Genomic DNA, 20,752 nt, shown 5'->3' on the forward strand with positions numbered 1-20,752 from the left:
GAGAAAAACTGTCTTATGAGCTTGGATAAACCCTCTGAAGAATGTGCCGCTAGGGTGATGGAAACGATCCCCTTATTGATGCGGTTTATCCGAGCAGAAATGCGGACTCACAGTTCTGACTCTTTATCTATACCTCAGTTGCGATCGCTCGCGTTTCTCAATCGCAATCCTGGTGCTTCTTTATCTGAGGTAGCAGATCATCTAGGTGTTACCTGTGCTACAGCTTCCACAACTATTGAAAGACTTGTACAACGACATCTGGTACAACGTACTGATAACCCTCAAGAAAGACGGCGAGTAGTTTTGAATCTAACAAAAGAAGGAAAGTCTTTGCTTGAGCAATCTCAAGAAAAAACTCGCTCTCATATTGCCGAAATTATCGAGTGTTTAACACCAGATAAAGTATCACAAATTGAAGAAGGTTTGACTTTACTAAAAAATGTCTTCGAGCAAACAGAATCAAATCCTCCCCAACCCTAGGGCGTGTCATCAATTGTCAGGATTCAGGTCAGTGAAAAAATCTGATAAATGGGGTGTGAGTATCAACTGATGCTGTTGGCGAAATATTTCTTAACATTGCGGATAAAGAAAGGGGTTGGAAATCAGGAAAACCCCCTTATCCGTAAAAATACTTATATTTTTATTAAAAAATTAACAATAAATCATCGCATTGAACCAGCTATTGCGGTTTAAAATCAAAGCTCGTTCAGACTTTTGGCAAGTCTGTTATTAACTCAGCCGTGCTGAGTCATTTTTCATGGTTTAGTCTAAATTCCAGGCTTTTGTTTTTGACGAAATAAGATAATATGAATTATAATCTACAGTAAATCAATCGATTTATCGGTATTTGCAAATTATAGGTGAAAGTAGAAATGATATTAGCCGACAATATCGACATCCAAGACATCCAAGACAGTCAACAAGTAAATCATCATTTGTGGTGGAAGACATCACAACTCGGTACAGCTTTTATAAAGTGGCTATGGTGGCACACTAAAGCGTATACGACAGTTTTCGGTATTATGCTCCTGACTTTTGCCAGTGTCATATTTTTATATCTACATTGGTGTGGGAAAAAGTTAACTCAAGTCTTCTACCATCGCCCTGTTAGAGAACAAAAATGATTATATATAAAAGGTTGCGAGTTATATCTTATCTAGCTCCCAATTGGTTTGAATTATATCAAGCGATCGCCAATTATTTAGGTCGTGTTTTCAAAGTAGAATTCCAACTACAGCAAGGTGAATGCGACCCCTTAGAAGACCCCCTATTATTTCAAAACCAGATAGACTTGGCTTTTATTTGTGGCTTACCACTAATTCGCTACAGCCAAATAGTCTTAAATCAATGGCAGACATTGGTTGCGCCTGTGATGGAATCACCACGCTATGGCAACTATCCTATTTACTATGCAGATGTTATTGTCAATGCTGATAGTAATATCCAAAAATTTGCAGATTTAGCAGAGAAAACATTTTGTTATAATGACCTTGGTTCTAATAGTGGTTACAATTTACTCTGCCATAGGTTAACTCAAGAAACATCTGGGCAAAATTTCTTTAGTAAGATGCTACAATCGGGTTCACATCAGCGTTCAATTCGCTGCGTAGTTGAGGGATTGGCAGATTGTGCGGCGATTGATAGTGTGGTATTAGAACAGGAATTAAAGGATTTTCCCGAATTATCACAACATTTGCGTGTCGTAGAAGTGCTGGGGCCTTCTCCGATGCCACCGTTGGTAGTAGCACAGCATTTGGGTATATCTTTAATTGGAGAAATGCAGTTAGCCTTACTCCAACCAGATGCTCAGATGCTAAGAGTGATGAAACAATTTGGAGTCAGACGTTTTTCCCCAGTGAAGTTGGCAGATTATTACTCAAATTTATGGGAAGTCGGCGGGAAACTCCACCCAAGAGTGGGTTCTGAGTTTAAGCCGCCAAAAATAGATTTACCCTCCGAATTTTAGATTTTGGATACTTCTCTGCGTTCGCGTAGCGTGTCGTAGACAGAGGCTACGCCAACGACTTCCCTGCGGGACGCTGCGCGAACGCTCAGTACAAGTTTTGGATTTTAGATTTTTGGGGTACGAGCATACGCACTGTACAAATTTGGCATGGTATGCATTTACCAAAGTACATTGTTTCAGGCTTTGATTAATTATTACTTTGATGGTAAACAGACCCGCGTTTTCGGGGTTTAGCAATGCGCTTTACCCCTACGACATCTCCTGTTTTTGCAGCCCATATTTTGTGTTTTTTGTCAATGCGTAAGTCCTAAAATAATATTATTCTGCACCGGTTTTTAAGAAACAGCATAATTTCAACTTTGTTGTTGCACCGACAATACAGAATTGTGTTGACACTCCCCCGACTGAGTAAGTTTCGCTTTGCTCACTTACTCGTAAAGTCGGGGGATTCTTCCTTCATCCTAGTCACTTGCTCTAACAGGCTTACGCCAATTAGAGTAGAGGTTACTAGTCCAGAAGCGTTACTTTGCCTGTGCCCCAAGCTAGCTTTTGCATCGCGGAGCGTGTCGGAGACAAGATTTAAAATATTTTTGGCAGCATTAACATCTCTATGGAGGTACGACCCACAACTACATTTATGGGTACGAGTTGAAAGAGATTTTTTAACAATTGTTCCACAATCAGAGCATTTTTGAGATGTCATTCTTGGATTGACAGCAACAACAGTGCTGTTAAATTTAGCTGCAAAATATTCTAACCAACGACGGAACAGACTCCAAGAAACATCATTAATACTCTTGGCTAGACAGTGATTTTTTACCATGCCTTTAATATTTAAATTTAGCCTTCGGCAACGGCTTCGCCGAACATAAGCTACTAAGGCGTTAGCCTTGCATACGTTACGCGCCAATTTAAGAGCGTGTTCTTTCCGTTGCCTACTTACTTTTAAATGTTTTCGAGCATACCTGTCTCGTGCTTTTCTTCTTTGGTTTTTGCCTTTCTCTTTTTTGTAAATCTGTCTCTGAGCGTGTTTAATTCCTTTCTCAGCTTTCCTCAAAAATCTAGGGTTTTCTACATGATTACCATTAGAATCTGAGTAGAAAAACTCTAGACCAACGTCTAGACCTATTTCACCGTCAGCAATTCTAGACTCAGATTCAACATCTACATCAATGCAGAATTGACAATAGAATCCATCGGCTTTTTTGAGAAGTCTAACACGCTTAATCAGTTTAAATGGGTAAGTTTGGATATCCCATTTACCAAGTAACTTGATTTCACCAATACCTTTTTTATCAGTAAATGTGATGCGTCTTTTAGTTGGATTTAACGACCATCCAGAGGTTTTATATTCCACCGAACGGTTATCTTTTTGAAATCTGGGATAGCCCTTTTTACCTGCTACTACGGCAGTTGCTCCACTTGGGGAGACCCCAAGACCGCACTGCCTCTTCTTCTTACAGTTATGGTAGAACCTATCAATAGCAGACCATGCTCGTTCAGTTGCAGCTTGGCAAGCCATTGAGTTTAATTCCTCAACAAATTTAAACTCTTTGCGTAACGCTGTTGAGTAATTGTTTAAAGCAATTTTATTAATTTTGGCTTCTTTTGGCGAATCCATCCAGTAGCGTATAGCTTTATTTCTGATGAATTGAGTTGTACGGATAGCCTCACTAATTGCATTGTATTGATGCTTTTTAGCTTTGACTTTGTACTCTAAAACCAGCATTACTTAATCACCTTCTTGATGATTTTCTTAACTGTATATATGATAGCATATTATGTATGCATCAGCTACATAATATGCCAAAAAAGCAATTACATATACTTTTAAGCGAACGCAGAATTAATAAACTACGCTTATTAGCGGTGGAAAAAGATAAAACTATGACTCAAATCATAGAAGAATTGATTGATTCTTTACCTGAACCAAAAAGAAAAAATCAAGTTTAATAAATTCACCGTTGGCGCTACATCCGGAGTCTAAAAGACACAGGGTTTTGCGCCTATCGGGTTACTTCTATAAATTTGCTCAAATAACACTCGTTGTGCATGACTCCCGCCAATTTCATGCAAGCGTGGTAAAGCAAATTTGAGTTCTGCGATCGCTGTATGGAAATCGCCTTTGGCATGAGCTACCATTCCTCTAGCGGCGGGAATTGCTACCTCTATCCAACGCTGTCGCAAAAAAGGATTGATTGTCAAAGTATGATACTGCATACTCACAAGCATCTGATTTACCCAATCATGATGTCCGGCTTTGGTAAGGGCATAGACATAATGCAAGTCTTGGAAAGGTAAGGCGTGTTCATCAATCCGGCTGTAAAGATAAGGACTGATTTCTTGCCAACGATTTCCCACATCTACACCGCGCAATTCTAGCCTTAATAATAGTGAAATAGCTCCTACTTGGTCTTTGGGAGATTGTTTATTAGCACGTTTCCAAATGTGCGTATCGTAGAGTTGCAGGACTTTTTGATAGTTTTCTAGCTTCAAATAATATAGTGTAATGTGCCACCAGTTATGGGTATAGAGCATGGAATTGCAGTTTTCCCAGGTGTCTGCAAAACTCTCCATCCAAGCTATTCCTTCACCGACTCTTCCCTGAGTTTCCATGATATGAGCGATCGCATGATGTGCCCAAGGATCGTATCTATTTAAAGCGATCGCCTGATGTGCCATTTTTTCTGCTGTTTTGAGTTGGTGACATTGTTCTAAACCAAACGCCACCATACCGTATAAATAATGATTTCCGGGATTGCTAAGTAAGACTTTCTCGGCAATTTGCCGCAATTTCTCTTTATCACCTATGTAAAAATAGTGATACTGTGCTTGCTGTACGGAAATCAAATAATGGTGAAATTTGTCGGTAATCTCTTCATGCAAGGCGATCGCTACATCAATCTCTTGATTTGCCCAAGCTAAAATCGCCTGCACATATAACTTTTCTCTGTCAGTAATCTTGGCTAAATGCTGTTGTGCTGTTTGCAGATACGGTAGAGCTTGCTGCCAAGCTTTGCGGTTTTCTTGGGTGAGATAATAAGCAGCCGCATACGCATGAGCTAATGCACAAGTCGGATCGGCGGTAATTGCTTGTAAAATCGCTGTTTCTGCATCTTTACCATAACCAAGCATTTGATCTGTGAATTGGTTAATAGCTGCGATCGCTTTGGCTGAATCTGTTGTAACTATTAGTCCTTGTGCATCTTTAAGCATGATTAATTCCTTACACCCAAATTTATCAAGGTGCTGGCAGATTTAAACTACGGTAAGTCGGTCGAATTAATGTACTTTACTTATGAGTATATCACACCAGCAGAAAAAGGCAAGAAAATTAACACGTTCAGTTCGAGGTTAATATCTTGTTGCTGTAAAGCATCTAATAACAGCAGCAAATCTTCTGAAGTTACCAACTCACCTAAAGCTGACAACGCCTCACTACGAATTTCTGCATCTGGTGAAGCTAGACAAGGTAATAAAGCCGGAACAGCGGTGGGATTGGCAATTTCCCATAAAGCAGTGACAGCGATTTTTTGCACGGCGGGGCTTTCGTCTTGCAAAGCTATAATTAAAGCATCAATAGCCGCCTCATCCCCCAAGTGTTGTAGGGTGAGGAACTGTAACTTAATTACTACCCACATGTAGACATTACTGCACAAAAATAGGGGGTATTTGCTCACGCTAACCGTATTCTGATATTCTGAGAGTAGGTAAAGCCGCCGTCAAATCGGATGTTTTGCAGTACTTTATCTATTTTTTAGCCAAGACAACTTCAACAGTTGAATCCATAGGCTTAATCCAGCAAGAATTGTAATCCCCAATTTGTTTGAGGGGATAGAGGGATTGCCGTTTATCCCTGTAGTTTGAGGACTTTGGACTTTGATTACAAACGTAGTTGTCTAGTATTGTCTATCCTTGGGTAGCTTTGTCCAGATTTCTATGAACGGTATTCTCGTTTGGCAAGGAACGCACGAGGAAATCAGTGAAAGTTTTAGTTGTAGGTAATGGGGGGCGTGAACACGCTCTAGCGTGGAAACTGCTGCAATCCAAGCAAATTGAGCAAGTTGTATGTGTGCCGGGGAATGGCGGAACGGCAAACATGGAACGTTGTCAAAACGTCCCTTTGGCGGTTGATGACTTTCAAGGAATCAGCCAATTTGCTTTAGAACATGGTATAAATCTGGTGGTAGTTGGTCCTGAAGTGCCCCTAGCAAAGGGAATCACAGACTATCTCAATTCCCAAGGACTGATGGTCTTTGGACCTGGGAGGGCGGGAGCGCAAATTGAGGCGAGTAAGGCTTGGGCTAAAGCCCTGATGTTAGAAGCAGGAATTCCCACAGCGAAGGCAGCGGTATTTACGGAAGCAGGAGCAGCTAAATCATACGTAAAAGCACAAGGGGCGCCAATTGTCGTCAAAGCTGATGGCTTGGCGGCTGGTAAAGGTGTAACCGTCGCGCAAACAGTAGAACAGGCGCAAATTGCCATTGATACGATTTTTCAGGGACAATTTGGTAGTGCTGGGGAATTTGTCGTCATTGAAGAATGTTTGCTTGGGCAAGAGGTTTCCGTGTTAGCCTTAACAGATGGGTTAACGATTCGACCTTTGCTGCCTGCTCAAGACCATAAACGGATTGGTGAAGGCGATACAGGCGAAAACACCGGCGGGATGGGAGCCTATGCCCCAGCGCCCATTGCTACCCCAGAGTTAATGGCACGAGTTCAAACACAAGTCTTAGAAAAAGCGATCGCCACCCTCAAAAGCAAGAACATTGACTACCGAGGTATACTTTACGCCGGGTTAATGATTACACCCGATGGTGACTTGAAAGTTTTGGAATTTAACTGTCGCTTTGGCGACCCAGAAACCCAAGTAATTCTACCATTGTTGGCAACACCCCTAGAAGAATTGCTCCTAGCCTGTGTACAGCAACGTTTAGGCGAATTGCCACCCATCGCTTGGAAAACAGGCGCAGCAGCCACCGTCGTCGCCGCTGCAGGCGGTTATCCAGGGGCATACGAAAAAGGTAAAGTCATAACTGGCACCCACCAAGCAAATGCTTTAGGAGTAACTGTATTTCATGCCGGCACAAAGTTGAACCAGGAAAACCAAATAGTCACCGATGGCGGAAGAGTGTTAAACGTCACAGGAATTGGGGAAAACTTCCAGCAAGCGATCGCCCAGGCATATACTGGAATCAAGTCTATTCACTTTGAGGGGATATACTACCGTAGAGATATTGGTCATAGAGTGCTGAGTCAGGAGTGAGGAAAAATTCGCCTCTCCCCCTGTTCGCATCCCATCTGTGCCCAAATTGAGCAACATATTGCTCAAATAACTGTTAATTTTTTAGTTGTTGGGGTTTAAAAACAAACTACTAACAACTTTATTTAAGATGCTAGCTCCTTTGAAAACAATCCAAGAAGCGATCGCCAATTGGTGGTCAGATTTCACCCTCCAAACTAAGCTGTTAGCTGTAGCCACGTTGGTGGTTTCGTTAGTGATGAGTGGTCTCACATTTTGGGCCGTGAATACGATTCAGCAGGATGCGCGGCTGAATGATACCCGCTTCGGGCGCGATTTGGGGCTACTCCTGGCTGCGAATGTGGCGCCGCTAGTTGCTGAACACAATCTGGGCGCAATTGCTCAATTTTCCCAGCGGTTCTACAGCAGCACCTCTAGTGTGCGCTATATGATCTACGCTGATGAAACTGGGAAAATCTTTTTTGGGATTCCTATTTGGGAACCGGAAGTAGAAAACTCCCTGACGATTGAGCGACGAATGCAACTCCCGGAAGATTACCCTGGTGATGGGGATAAGCCAATGGTACGGCAACACATGACCCCAGATGGCGCTGTCACTGATGTTTTTATTCCCCTGATTGTGGATAAAAAATATCTTGGTGTCTTGGCGATTGGGATTAACCCTAACCAAACGGCGGTCATTTCTACCAATTTTACCCGCGATGTCACCATTGCTGTTTTTATCACCATTTGGGTGATGGTGATTTTAGCAGGGGTAATTAATGCTTTAACCATCACTAAACCAATTAAAGAACTGTTGGTAGGGGTGAAACAAATTGCTACCGGGAATTTTAAACAACGAATTAACTTACCTTTAGGGGGGGAACTGGGAGAGTTAATTTTAAGCTTTAATGATATGGCAGAACGCCTGGAGCGTTATGAAGAACAAAATATTGAGGAACTGACAGCAGAAAAAGCCAAATTAGAAACCCTGGTTTCCACTATTGCTGATGGTGCTGTGCTGATTGATAATAATATGCAGGTGATTTTAGTCAACCCCACAGCACGGCGAATTTTTGGCTGGGAAGGGGTTGAGGTGGTAGGTAGCAATCTTTTGTATCACTTACCCTCAACAGTGCAAATGGAAATCACCCGTCCATTGTACGAAATGGCTGCAGGCGAATGCGAAAGTTCCGAGTTTCGGATTTATCTTAACCAACCAACCAAGCGCACCATCCGCATTTTGTTGACTACAGTACTAAATCTACAACGGGAAAGTATCAAAGGAATTGCCATGACTGTGCAAGACATCACCCGTGAAGTAGAACTCAATGAAGCAAAAAGCCAATTTATCAGCAACGTTTCTCACGAACTGCGAACACCTTTATTTAATATCAAATCTTTTATCGAAACTTTGCACGACTACGGCGAAGATTTGAGTTCAGAACAACGACAAGAATTTCTGCAAACTGTCAATCATGAAACCGATAGATTGACTCGTTTAGTTAATGATGTTTTGGATTTATCCAAACTCGAATCTGGTCGTCAATACAACTTCGATGGCGTGGACATTGCACAAGCAATTGAACAAACCTTGCGTACTTACCAACTTAATGCTAAAGATAAAGGCATTGAACTGATTCAGGAAGTTGCCCCTAATTTACCGCTAGTCGTGAGTCATTATGATTTATTACTGCAAGTATTAGCCAACTTAGTTGGTAATGCCCTCAAATTCACTCAGGCTGGTGGGAAAGTCGCCCTCCGTGCTTACCAATTAGATACTAAGCCCAACCTTACCTCCCCAACCCTACGGGAACACAATCAGTCACCTGCAGTCAGGGTGGAAATCTCTGATACGGGTATTGGCATTGCCCCAGAAGACCAACAGGCAATTTTTGACCGCTTCTTCCGGGTAGAAAACCGCGTTCATACCCTAGAAGGCACAGGCTTGGGTCTATCAATTGTTAGAAATATCATGGAAAGGCATCGCTGTCAAGTACATTTGGTCAGTGAAGTTGGCGTAGGCACCACTTTTTGGTTTGATTTAGGCGCATTTGAAGAACAAGTACCAATCAAGTTAGCCGAGTCTACCCCCCAAACCCATATTCCCCAGTCTTAGCGCTATTTATGTATTTGCACCACATCTGTCCTAGGGGCGCAAGGCTTTGCGCCCCATAAGCCAATACAGTTCAGTTAGGCTCGAATGATATACACTGTAGGGGCACGGCATCCAAAATTTTTGCTTCTAATGACAATTTTATTCGTGCCGTGCCCCTACGACAATTTTCCTTAACTGAACTGTATTGCCCTATAAGCGTGGTCTATTTACTTTGCACCACATCTGTCGTAGGGGCGCAAGGCTTTGCGCCCTATAAGCGTGGTCTATTTACTGGTTGGTCTATTTATGCTAATGAACTACCTGGTTAAGACTTTGACAGCGCAATCACCAAACATATGAATAATAAACCCAATAGCAGCAATAAAGCCTGATTCTGTTCTATCCAGCTTTTGACCCTTGCGGCCAAGCTTTTTGGCGGCTGCTTTTCTGACTGCAACTTACTCTCTGCGATATTTTGGTAAAGGGTACAGTCTTTGGCGTGGGGACGTTGGGGAAAGTTACAAGTATCGTCAGCATGATAGGTGCAGCTGTCGCACAGATAACTTTTCCCAGTGGCGCGATGCAATGGAATCCCAGGATGTCCGTAAGCCTTGAGTGTGATGCGACAATAGGGACAAGTAATGGCCTGATTGTCAACTAGTTGATGGCAGCGGGGACAAGATACTGTAGCCACAAGCTAAAGTAAAGTAAATAAGTAAACACTCTAATTCTAGCCATTTCCTACTAATTCTCCCACTCCCTCAACTTGTGTTGTGCCAACTCCCGCAACAGCTCATCTGGGTCGTTCTCTGCTCTGTCAAGTAACAGTGGTAGAGTTTGCGGATGCTGCGAAAATTGCTGGATAATTATCTCCAATGCAACTTTTCGAGGGTTGGTTTCCCAGTATTCCTCTCGCAAAAAGGGGTCATTGACAGCACAGTTGTAGTAAATATCAAATAACTGAGGCTGATATGGGAAATATTTGCCTAATGCTTCGATTGCTGTATGTCGCACATCATGATCATCATCTTTGATAGCGCGGTCTTGGAGGATGGGGAGGGTTTGGGGATGTTCTTTGAAGTTGCGGACTAATGCTTCAACCGCTACATATCTAACATCCCAGCTATCATCTTTAATGGCGCGGTCTTGGAGGATGGGGAGAGTTTGGGGATGTTCTTGGAAGTTGCTGACTAATGCTTCTATCGCTACATATCGGACATCCCACCGTTTATCTTTAGTAGCGCGGTCTTGGAGGAAGGAAAGGGTTTGCGGGTGTTCTGGGATGTTGCGACTTAATACTTGTAACGCAACTTTTCGCACATCCCACCGCTCATCTTTGATAGCGCGGTCTTGGAGAATAGGGAAGGTTTGCGGGTGTTCTGGGAAGTGACTACCTAATGCTTGTATAGCAGCTTTTCGCACATCGTTATCATCATCGTTGGTGGCGCGGTCTTGGAGGATGGAGCGGGTTTGTGGATGTTCTGGGAAGTGACTACTTAATGTTTGTATGGCAGCTTTTCGCACATCCCAGCGCTCATCATTAATGGCGCGGTCTTGGAGAATGAGCAGGCTTTGTAGGAGTTCTTGGAAGTTGATACTTAATCCAAGTCTGGCAGCTTTTTGCATATTCGACCAGTCATCGTTGGGGAGAATATTGTTGACCATACTCCCAACCGCATTTGTAGCAACCCAGCTAACTAACCACTGCGCCATCATACCCACCCATGCTAGTTTTTTGACTAAGAGTATATACAACAGCGTGAGTGACGATTCCAGATTTGAGGGTGATTAAATTTTTTTCATTTCCAATAATCACTTTTTCCAGTCTAGCTGACTGCTGCTCCGTTTCGTTGGAAGTCGGCGGTTTATCGATCCCCGACCCAGTTGAAGGGTTTTTGGCGCTGGTGTTAGCCAACAGAAAATTTTGCTGACGGTAATGGGAATAATAAGGCTGTACAAGTTCTACAGATGAGGGGGGTCAGTGGTATATGCCAAATATTAAGATTATTCGTGCAGCCTTCCGTGAAATCCAGAAACTTCCACCCGCTGCTTTTGTCAGAGTGTATGAAATTTTAGATCGTTTGAGTCAAGGCGATTTCACGAACACAAGGTTTCTCGAAGGATATAACGAACTGCGTCTGCGACGAACTAGAAAGTACAGGGTGCGGGTGATTTGGCAAGAAGAGGACAAAGAAAATATTGTAGTAATTAAGGCTGGATGGCGTAGTAGTGTTTACGATGGTGCTTTTGAAAGTCGCGATCGCGCTAATTCCCAAACAATAGCAGAACTTGTCAATCCTCAAGGTAAAGCACTGGCTGAAAATCCAGCCTATCGCTGGAATCATGAACAAGATACTGATTGGTACAAATTTGTCTATGGTAGTTATCGGTATTCTCCCATATTGACAGATTACCAAAGTGATGTATTGGCGGAACCTCTTTCAATTTTGCGATCGGCTTTTGGTAGCAGCGCTCCGCTATCAAACTACCAAAAAGCCGCTAATGATACATTTGAAGATCATGCTTGCATTGTCGTCCAAAGCGCTCCCGGAACTGGTAAAACGGTATGTGCAACTTTATTTGCTTGTAACATTCACCGTGAGCGTGGATGGAACACAATGCTGATTGTACCAGAAGCTTTGCGTCGAGACATTGCAGAATATGTTGAAGTCAAACAAGTAATTAACAATGAAAATTTTTGGCTAGGTACTTTCGCTGAATGGATCGGTACAATATATCCTGATTTTAATCATCGCCTGGCTTCCCCACAACAAGAGTTAGAAGCTTTGCAAGCTGCTACTAAATTTCTCCGCCGCACGGATATTACTACAACAGATGTTTTACTTTATCAAGCGTTTGTTTTAGATGAAGACAATCGGCATCAAAACAAAAATATCATGTTTAAAGTTAACGCTCAACGGATTGGTAAACTGTTGAATATCAATAAAAAACATTGGTATAAAGCATTAGCCTGCCGTTTATGTCGTTTGGATGCTGCTAATCATTTAAAAAATAAGATACCTCATCCACCAAGCAATGCCGAATGCAGTATTTTAATTATTGATGAAGCCCAAGATTTTTTTCTCAGTGAATTACAGGCAATTATTGCTGTTTGTAAATCTTGGTTAGCCCAGGGACATAAAACCTATTTATTATTGCTGGGTGATTTGAATCAACGAATTATGCCCACAGATTTTAATTGGAGTCAACTGCATATTAAACATCTAATTAAATTAGATCGAAATTATAGAAACTCCCGCCAAATTTTAGAATTTTCCCAACAATTTTGGGATATAGCTCAAAACATTACTACCGAGCATAAATGCAAGCAATTACCAGCACCAGCTAAACCAGATGATGCTTTTGAGATGGGCGAAGCAGTACGGTTGTTAGAATTTGCGTCAAAAGCTGAAGCTAAAGAATTTTTAGTTAAATTAGAACGGGAATATGGACAGGAAGAAAATCGGCGTTATTTACTACATGATTTAGCGAATGCTATTAAGGTACTCTCAAATAAGTTACCAGATTCATTTGAAAATATAGTGACTTTAAATGCCGAACAAGCTAAAGGGAGAGAATTTGAAGCTTGTGTAGCTTTTTGTCTGTTTGAGGGAACAGGTCAACCCTCATTAGACGAAAGTTTGCAGTGGTATACCCTACTAACTCGCACTCGTTCTCGTTTGCTGGTGGTAGTCACAACAGCAGAAATCAATCGGCTAAATGCTAAAGGTCATGATTACTTTAAAAACTGCGATCGCACTGACCCACAAACAGCAATAAATTGGATTACGGAAGTAGCCAGTGATATGGATATCAGCCAAATTAATGATGATATCCAACAACGTTTATTGAAGCGGTGTGAAAATGGATATCTCTACTGGGATACTTACTTAGCTCTGCAGTTAGCGGGAGTTCAAGGAATGGAGCTTTATAAGTGGGAAAAAGATGCGATGAATTTGCTCAGTCATCACTCCCCAGCAGATTTAAATCTGGAATTGCAGAAAACGCGAAATATTTCTCTGCGTTGTTTGTTACTCAGAACAATGGAATTTTCCTGGGAAGCAGTTGTAGAAGCAACGCAGTTAAAAAATAGCGATTTTAAGGAATATCAGCGGTTACTGAAAAATATTGCTAGAGATTTAGAAACCAGAGGGCTGGTTTATGAAGCAGGGAGAGTTAGAGCCTATCTGGGTGATATCAATTACCAAAATAATTTTCCTTTTTGGCAAGAAGTGGGTAATTCTGCTAATCAATTCCAGCCCTTGGTCGGCTTATTATGCCAAGCGTTTACGACTCGCATTGATAAATTTCTCCAAACAAGAGAGCTAACTAAATGATAGAATATACCGACAAAGAAACAGCAGAACATCTGCAACAGCTATCTCAGAAAATTTTAGCATGTATGAACTATGCTGAAGATATTTTAAATAAGACTCAGCAAATAAATTCGGCGGTAGAAAACCAAATATATAAAGCTGAGTCCATTACATTAGAAATTTCTGGTATTGCTGCTGGCACTAAAAATATTGAAAATAATGTTAAGCAGTGCCAGCAAGAAATTCAAACCATGCATCATGATGTCGTCACAATTGTATCCCAAATCAGTCATCATGAATCTGGAGAATATCTCCGAGAAGAATTTCTGAGTCTGAGCCATAAAATCGCTGAAGTTCAAATTAAGATTCAGCAAATTGATGAAAATCTACCTACCTTGAACAAACAATTAAATCAAGGTCTAATAGCGATAAAACAATTAGTTGAACAAAGGGAAACAGATAAACAAGAATTTGATGCATTAGTGCAACAGCTAGAAAGTAAACTTAACGGAGTGCTGGATGTTAAAGCGCAGATAGATCAACTTCAAAAGCTAGAAAATAGTCTGGAAATTATGGCTGTAGAAGTTTCAACTCTGACTATAGATGTGAAAGCAGACCGCACAGCCCTAACAAGCATAAAAACAGAGGTAGAGGATCTCAGCATTACTGCTGATAATTCCATCCTGGAACTACGGGGAGAAATGGAGTACCTACAGCAAAAATTTGATCAAACTTTCCAACAACTAGGACAAAAATTACAAACACAAGCACAATATCAGCAACTTCTCCGTAATTGGTTATTTGGAATTACATTTAGCGTTGCTTGTTTAGGATTTATCTCCATATTTGTACATTAGAAGATAAACACAGGTAAACTAAAATACATATTACTCACTTGCGTTTATCTGTGGTTTAATCTCTCAAGCTTTAACTTTTGCCAGATATCTATTAATTTACTACTATAGGCACAGATTTTTATAAAAATATCCTTCCCTTAGATAGATGTAAAAGCCGTTGAGTTGCAGCACTATATAAATAACCTCCTTGCTAATTTTTATCTACTCCAAATGCTCGTTGGAGTAGTATTTCCCTATGTAAGGAAATTTTATACCAATACGCTTCGGTTATAGCTAATAACCTTAACCTGTGTTAGTTGGGTGTGTTAGTTGGGTTGAGGGATGTAAAAGCGGAGCCTTATACAGCAGATTGCAGCTAAATGAGGTACAGATATTACAATGATTTTCAGGTAAATAGACCACGCTTTTGGGGCGCAAGGCCTAGATCCCCTACAAGGATCTGTCGTTCAAAGAAATGAAAATTGCTGTATATTGCATCTTGAGCGATAAATGCTTGTAGTAGTGCTTTGATGCTATGGAGCGCAGTGGGTTAAACCAGAATCGCGCTACTACAAACATTTTAACTTGAACTACTTACCCCCCGCACTAATTCTTCCATCAGAGCTTTTCGCACATATTCATTATCATCAGCGGTGGCGCGTTCTTTGAGGAAGCTTACGGTGTCGGGGTCATCTTTGAAATTGCGCGCTAATTCTTCCAATGCTGCATATCGCACATATTCATGATTATCGCCTGTAGCACGTTGTTTGAGAAAACTGACGGTGTTGGGGTGATCTTGGAACCCCCGCGCTAATTTTTGCACTGCGACTTTTCGCACATATTCATTATCATCAACAGTGGCGCGTTCTTTGAGAATCGTTAAGGTATCCGGGTCATTTTGAAACCCCCAAGCTAATTCCTGTAATGCAGTTTTTCGCACATCCCTATCATCATCAGCGGTGGCGCATTTTTTGAGGATGGTTAAGATATCAGGGTCATCTTTAAACCCCCAGGCTAATTCTTGTACTACTGCTGTGCGAACATTTCCAGAATCATCAATGGTGGCGCATTTTTTGAGGATGGTTAAAGTTTGAGGGTCATCTTTGAATCCCCGCGCTAATTCTTGGACTGCGGCTTTTCGCACGTACTGATTATCATCAGAGATGGCGCATTCTTGGAGAATGGATAAAGTGTTGGCGTCTTCTTTGAATACCCAGGCTAATTCTTGGACTGCGGCTTTTCGCACATTTCCAGAATTATCAACGGTGGCGCGTTCTTTGAGAATGGGTAAGGTATCGGAGTCATCTTGGAATCCTCGCGCTAATTCTTGTACTGCAGATGTTCGCACATACTCATTATCATCGGTGGTGGCGCATTGTTTGAGGAAACCTAATGTGTCGGGGTCATCTTGAAATCCCCGTGCTAATTCTTGTACTGCTATTGTTCGCACATACTCATTATCATCAAAGATAGCGCGTTCTTTGAGGAAACCTAATGTGTCGGGGTCATCTTGGAATCCCCGTGCTAATTCTTGTAATACTGCTGTGCGGACATTTCCAGAATTATCAGAAATAGCGCGTTCTTTGAGGAAACTTAAGGTTTCAGATTCTTCTTTAAATGACCTTGCTAGTTCTTGTAATACTGCTGTGCGGACATTTCCAGAATTATCAGAAATAGCGCGTTCTTTGAGGAAACTTAACGTTTCAGCGTCATCTTTAAAACCCCGCGCTAATTCTTGTACTGCGGCTGTGCGAACATTTCCAGAATTATCACAGATAGCGCGTTCTTTGAGAAAAGCTAAAGTATCATATTTAAACCACCGCGCTAATTCTTGTACTACGGCTGTGCGGACATTCATCGAATGATCAGAAATCGCGCATTCTTTGAGAAAATCTAAAGTATCGGTGTCATCTTGGAACCCCCGCGCTAATTCTTGCATTGCGACTTTTCTCACTGATTCATGACTATCAGAAATAGCACATCTTTTTAGAGAATGTAAGGTTTTAGAGTTATCTTTAAAACCCCGTGCTAATTCTTGGACTGCGGCTTTTCGCACATCTCTATCATCATCATTTGTTGCACATTCTTGGAGGAAGTTTACAATATTAGCATCATCTTTAAACCCCCGTGCTAATTCTTGTACTATCGCATATCTTACATTTCCAGAGTTATCAGAGGTAGCGCGTTGTTTGAGAAAGAATAAAGTATCAGTATCATCTTTAAAGCAATGCGCTAATTGTTCAACTGCGGCTATTCGCACATATTCATTTTCATCATCAGTCGCACGTTCTTTAAGAAAGAATAAGGTTTCTGGGTTATCTTTGAAGCCCCGCGCTAATTCTTCCACGGCGGCTGTTCGCACATACTCATTTGCATCTGAAATGGCGCGGTTTTTGAGGATACGAAAGGTTTCTGGATCATTTTGAAATTCACATGCTAATTCTTCCACGGCGGCTATTCTTACATACTCATTTTTATCTGATGTGGCGTATTCTTCGAGGATATATAAATTGTCCGGTTGTTCTGTCCAAATGGTTGCAACTGCGGTGATAGCTTGTGTACGAATTTCTCTAACTAAGTTTCTTTCTTGATAATCCCAGAATGGCCCGTAGTAGTAAGGGAGGTCATATTTAGTTAAACCTGTTAGCAGATTCAATAATTTATTAGCAGTTGACGCAATTAGAAAGCGATTTTTCACTTCCGCAAGACACTTTGCTGCTAAAAATAGATTGATAAATTTTTTCCCTTCACCCTTTTGATTCATTAATGATTCAATGATGTCTCCAGCTAATTTTGGCTCAATCATCGCTATAATAAACTGCAAAATTTCATGCCATTTTTCATGATGCCAATAATTACCATAAATCTCAGTTTGCAGTTGTGCAAAAGAAAGACTTTGCTGTTCTTTAAACTGGTAAACCAACTCCGAAGCACAGAAATATTCCCAAAAATTTCGATGGATAAAACCATAGTATTCAGAGCCACAATAACATAATATCAAGTTACTGTGCCGCAGTTGATTAATCATTAACTTCGCTACTTGCTTGGGGTTGTCAAATATTTTGATAAGATAATCAGCCAGAATATTTTCTAAGTCATCTGCACTAATCAAATTACCAGCTAAACCTTTGTTGCTGGTTTGCATCCAGTAAGCAACTCGGCGCAATATTGCTTGCTTATCTTGATAATCAAAAGTTTTCGATTCTAGCCGCAAACTTTCCACTAAAGTAGGTTCCACATCCCAGAGATGTATAAGTAAGCGTGATGCTTGATTGTACAATTCTGGTCTAGTTCTCGGCAATTCATGGTGACGATTTAGCATCAACATGATTGTTAATAGTAGCGGATTACCTGCTAGTTCAGCAATTGCTTTCGACGTGAAAATTGCTGTTTGCATGTATTCTTTTTTAGCAGTTTTATCTTCCTGGAAATTGAAGGTTAATTCATGCCAACGATAGATAAATCTTTGAATTTGTTCTGCATCGAACTCCTGCACCATAAAATGATGAAAATCAGCATCTCGCAAGGCTTGCGGTTTGTAGCCAATTACGCGAGAAGTTAAAATAATTCGTGCATTTGGATACTCAATTTTGAAATTATGAATATCATTAATTACTTGTTCTCGCTTACCACAGTTAAACACTTCATCCAAACCATCAAACATCACCAAGGTTTTACCTAATTGTAACTGTTTATGGAATTCATGCTGATTTAAATAATGGAATACACCACTCGATTTATGTAAAAATTCAAAAAAATTATCACTCTGATTATCTTCTTGCCATTGCATATAAATGCCTAATTCAATTAACAATGGCAACGGGTAATAAATTAAATTTTCTAGGGGTGATTCTGCCCAATTCAATGCTAGGTATTGTAATAAAGTCGATTTCCCTGCACCAGGATTGCCTAAAAATACTATATATTGATAAATTTGCGATTTATTGATAATATCTAATACGGAATGTATCTGCTGTTCAACATAAATTCTCTTGTAGCCTTCTAACTCTTCTGCTATTTCGGCTACTTTTTGATTACTCTCTATCAGTCGTCTGAAATGTTCTTTAGGCTGTTCGTATACTTGGGGTACAACTTGGAAAATTTCCCGCACATTTTGAGGAATAAAAATTTGCGATAACTTCAGTTCTTTATCGGTGTAACTCTGGGCATCTAAACTATATAATTTGACATTTTCATATTGCTCGCGAAGACTTAATTGATATTTTTGTAAATTTAAATCAGCTACAATACATGCTATTTCTTGAGTATAAAGTTTTATGTTATCGAATGTTTGATTCTCAAGTATAGCTACCAATTCTGGAGAGTCTAAGATAATCTCTTCTTTAACCTTTTTGACATATTGTTTTACTACCCGTTTCCAGTTGAAATCATCTGGAAGAGAAGATGAGGAATTAAGTTGATACCAAATCGCGGCTAATTTTTTGATATTTATAACTTCACAGTCCTGTTTGAATGTACTTAAGAGAATTTTTGTGACTGTTTGATCATCAAGAAATTTCTTGAAGGGCTGATTATATTGCTCTATATCTGATTTGGAAAGTCCACCATCTTCTAAATCCTTCTGCACCAGTTTCAGAAATGCTGTAAAAGCTTTACCCGCAAAAATATTTTTTTCTTCCTGTGTAAATCCCCCTAAAATTTCGATTAACGCTAAATCTAAGGCGTAATTACTCGTATTTTTACTTAAGTTTTGGGCAAATCGTGCCATTACTGGTTGGAAGCAAAACCCAACACCAGTACCAACTCCCCAAGCGGCTAGCCAGTCGATAAACATAATACTCGCATTTAGTAAATTTTTCTCTACGAGTATAAACGTGAACTTGACAATTGGGTAGTCAAATTTATGTAAAATTTAAGGCTAGTGATTTGTTTGATTAATTTTAAATTGTTGCCAGATTCCTCATTTTGGCGGGAAAACAGATTTTCATGGGGGGTGTGACCCTTTGTATTACTTTTCTTCGTTGTTGGGGTGTAAGGCCTTGCGCCCCGACGAACCTGACAACCACGCCAAAAAACTTGATCAGGACTTACGCACCAGGATTTTTATTGGAAGTCGGCCTTTTATCCATACCTTGAGTGGGTGGTTGGGGTTGCTCAAGAGCCGACTTGGTGGCGGCTTCACGTCTTGGTGACTTTTCTCCATCCCCTATGCCCTATGCCCCATGCCCCATGCCCCATGCCCTTGTGGATGGAGTCTTTTATGTTTTGGACAAATATTATCCAGATCATGACCCAAAATGAATGAATAATCAAACATCAGGTTCTAGACATTGCAGACCAGCTCGCAGCTTTATCTGAATTGCTCCAGCCAAAAACACGTCCTGTTTCCAATTCCCAGATTTGCTACGGATTATACTGTGTTTTTGATATTTTTCCATTATTTTTCAGTATAAATCCTGAAAACATATGACTGGCAGTAAGTATATGCTTAACATATTATTAATATTCGATAAAAGTTAACAAAGACAGTTTTCAAATCTCCAGATTTTTGTTTTAATGTACAAGAAAAAAACTTCCCTATTATCCTAGGCAAATTATTATGTACAAGCAGACATCGTTCGTAATTAGTGTTCTTTTATTAGGATTTTTGGCCACCACTGTACCGTCAGTGGCTCAGGCTCAGGTTGTAGTTGCACAAGCCAGAAACCCAGAATTAAAGCAACTTTTAGAGGAAGGGCGGCGGCTAGTGGATGCTGGGGATTATAACGGGGCGATCGCCGTTTATGAACAAGCTGGAAACCTCGATCCCAGGAATGCCAAAATACATTCTGGCATTGGCTACTTATATGCTCAACAAGGCAATTTCCAGTCCGCACTAGCCGCTTATCGTCGCGCTTTGGCTATCAACCCTAATAATGGTGATTTTTATTACGCTGTCGGTTATATTAAAGGTAATTTAGGAGACATTAATGGATCGAAGGAAGCTTACCGTCGCGCTATCCAGATCAACCGCAACAACGTTAATGCTTATTTGGGATTAGGTGTGATGCAATCCCGTCTGGGAGACTATGAAGCAGCTAGCTGGGCATACGAACAAGCAATCAACCTCGATCAGAACAATGCCCAGACTTATGAGTTAATGGGTTCAATGTATAAGCAGCGCCGACAAGTTCAACAAGCAAGCAACTCGCTAGCTAAAGCTCGTGACTTGTACCAGCGCCGCAATGATTTTGATGGTGTAGCCAGGGTAGAAGCCTTGCTGCAAGAATTGGGAGGTTGAGATATTTGATGTTTTGGGCAGGGGGTATGGGGCATGGGGCATAGTCCATGAAT

At 40.9% G+C, this 20,752-nt stretch carries 15 protein-coding genes; 9 read left to right on the plus strand and 6 right to left on the minus strand.

What is annotated here, in order from left to right:
- Positions 1 to 15: 15 nt before the first annotated feature.
- The 3 genes from HEQ19_05650 (at position 16) to HEQ19_05660 (ending at position 1,966) form a co-directional block, all read left to right on the plus strand.
- Positions 16 to 480 (plus strand): MarR family transcriptional regulator, encoded by a 465-nt coding sequence (locus HEQ19_05650; protein WYL99078.1) that lies wholly within the window; start codon positions 16 to 18, stop codon positions 478 to 480.
- Between the two features lie 392 nt (positions 481 to 872).
- A complete protein-coding gene (locus HEQ19_05655; GenBank protein ID WYL99079.1) occupies positions 873 to 1,124 on the plus strand; it encodes a hypothetical protein in 252 nt (83 codons plus the stop codon).
- On the plus strand, positions 1,121 to 1,966 hold the full coding sequence (locus tag HEQ19_05660; GenBank protein ID WYL99080.1) for a PhnD/SsuA/transferrin family substrate-binding protein: 846 nt from the start codon (positions 1,121 to 1,123) through the stop codon (positions 1,964 to 1,966). The genes HEQ19_05655 and HEQ19_05660 overlap by 4 nt, the downstream gene beginning before the upstream one ends.
- Positions 1,967 to 2,390: 424 nt before the next feature.
- Here the strand turns inward: HEQ19_05660 and HEQ19_05665 are convergent, their stop codons facing one another.
- Positions 2,391 to 3,695: a transposase gene (locus HEQ19_05665; protein ID WYL99081.1), complete on the minus strand. Its 1,305-nt coding sequence runs from the start codon at positions 3,693 to 3,695 to the stop codon at positions 2,391 to 2,393.
- Positions 3,696 to 3,769: 74 nt separating this feature from the next.
- Between HEQ19_05665 and HEQ19_05670 the strand changes: the two genes are divergently transcribed.
- Positions 3,770 to 3,919 carry a hypothetical protein gene (locus HEQ19_05670; GenBank protein ID WYL99082.1) on the plus strand — a complete coding sequence of 50 codons (150 nt, stop codon included), beginning with the start codon at positions 3,770 to 3,772 and terminating at the stop codon, positions 3,917 to 3,919.
- A 30-nt stretch (positions 3,920 to 3,949) separates the two neighbouring features.
- Here the strand turns inward: HEQ19_05670 and HEQ19_05675 are convergent, their stop codons facing one another.
- On the minus strand, positions 3,950 to 5,182 hold the full coding sequence (locus HEQ19_05675) for a tetratricopeptide repeat protein (GenBank protein WYL99083.1): 1,233 nt from the start codon (positions 5,180 to 5,182) through the stop codon (positions 3,950 to 3,952).
- 80 nt (positions 5,183 to 5,262) lie between these two features.
- A complete protein-coding gene (locus HEQ19_05680) occupies positions 5,263 to 5,607 on the minus strand; it encodes a HEAT repeat domain-containing protein (GenBank protein WYL99084.1) in 345 nt (114 codons plus the stop codon).
- 341 nt (positions 5,608 to 5,948) lie between these two features.
- On the opposite strand from HEQ19_05680, the gene purD reads away from it, so the two are divergent.
- Together purD and HEQ19_05690 are read left to right on the plus strand one after the other, a co-directional pair.
- The gene (purD, locus tag HEQ19_05685) at positions 5,949 to 7,232 is read left to right on the plus strand and encodes a phosphoribosylamine--glycine ligase (GenBank protein ID WYL99085.1); all 1,284 of its coding nucleotides are present in this window, start codon (positions 5,949 to 5,951) and stop codon (positions 7,230 to 7,232) included.
- Between the two features lie 127 nt (positions 7,233 to 7,359).
- A complete protein-coding gene (locus tag HEQ19_05690; GenBank protein WYL99086.1) occupies positions 7,360 to 9,327 on the plus strand; it encodes an ATP-binding protein in 1,968 nt (655 codons plus the stop codon).
- A 304-nt stretch (positions 9,328 to 9,631) separates the two neighbouring features.
- Here the strand turns inward: HEQ19_05690 and HEQ19_05695 are convergent, their stop codons facing one another.
- Positions 9,632 to 10,000 carry a zinc ribbon domain-containing protein gene (locus tag HEQ19_05695; GenBank protein WYL99087.1) on the minus strand — a complete coding sequence of 123 codons (369 nt, stop codon included), beginning with the start codon at positions 9,998 to 10,000 and terminating at the stop codon, positions 9,632 to 9,634.
- 50 nt (positions 10,001 to 10,050) lie between these two features.
- Positions 10,051 to 11,061, minus strand: a complete 1,011-nt coding sequence (locus HEQ19_05700) for a HEAT repeat domain-containing protein (protein WYL99088.2) — start codon at positions 11,059 to 11,061, stop codon at positions 10,051 to 10,053.
- Positions 11,062 to 11,294: 233 nt separating this feature from the next.
- Here HEQ19_05700 and HEQ19_05705 point away from each other — a divergent pair, with 233 nt between their 5' ends.
- Complete coding sequence (locus HEQ19_05705; protein ID WYL99089.1) at positions 11,295 to 13,643, plus strand: hypothetical protein; 2,349 nt, start codon at positions 11,295 to 11,297, stop codon at positions 13,641 to 13,643.
- On the plus strand, positions 13,640 to 14,479 hold the full coding sequence (locus HEQ19_05710) for a hypothetical protein (GenBank protein WYL99090.1): 840 nt from the start codon (positions 13,640 to 13,642) through the stop codon (positions 14,477 to 14,479). Before HEQ19_05705 ends, HEQ19_05710 begins: the two co-directional genes overlap by 4 nt.
- A gap of 559 nt (positions 14,480 to 15,038) precedes the next feature.
- On the opposite strand, the gene HEQ19_05715 is transcribed toward HEQ19_05710, so the two are convergent.
- Positions 15,039 to 19,253 (minus strand): HEAT repeat domain-containing protein, encoded by a 4,215-nt coding sequence (locus HEQ19_05715; protein ID WYL99091.1) that lies wholly within the window; start codon positions 19,251 to 19,253, stop codon positions 15,039 to 15,041.
- 765 nt (positions 19,254 to 20,018) lie between these two features.
- Here HEQ19_05715 and HEQ19_05720 point away from each other — a divergent pair.
- Entirely contained in the window at positions 20,019 to 20,699 is a 681-nt protein-coding gene (locus tag HEQ19_05720; protein ID WYL99092.1) for a tetratricopeptide repeat protein, read from the plus strand.
- The last annotated feature ends 53 nt before the right edge of the window (positions 20,700 to 20,752 follow it).

The organism is Gloeotrichia echinulata CP02, from assembly GCA_038087035.1.
GTDB lineage: Bacteria > Cyanobacteriota > Cyanobacteriia > Cyanobacteriales > Nostocaceae > Gloeotrichia > Gloeotrichia echinulata.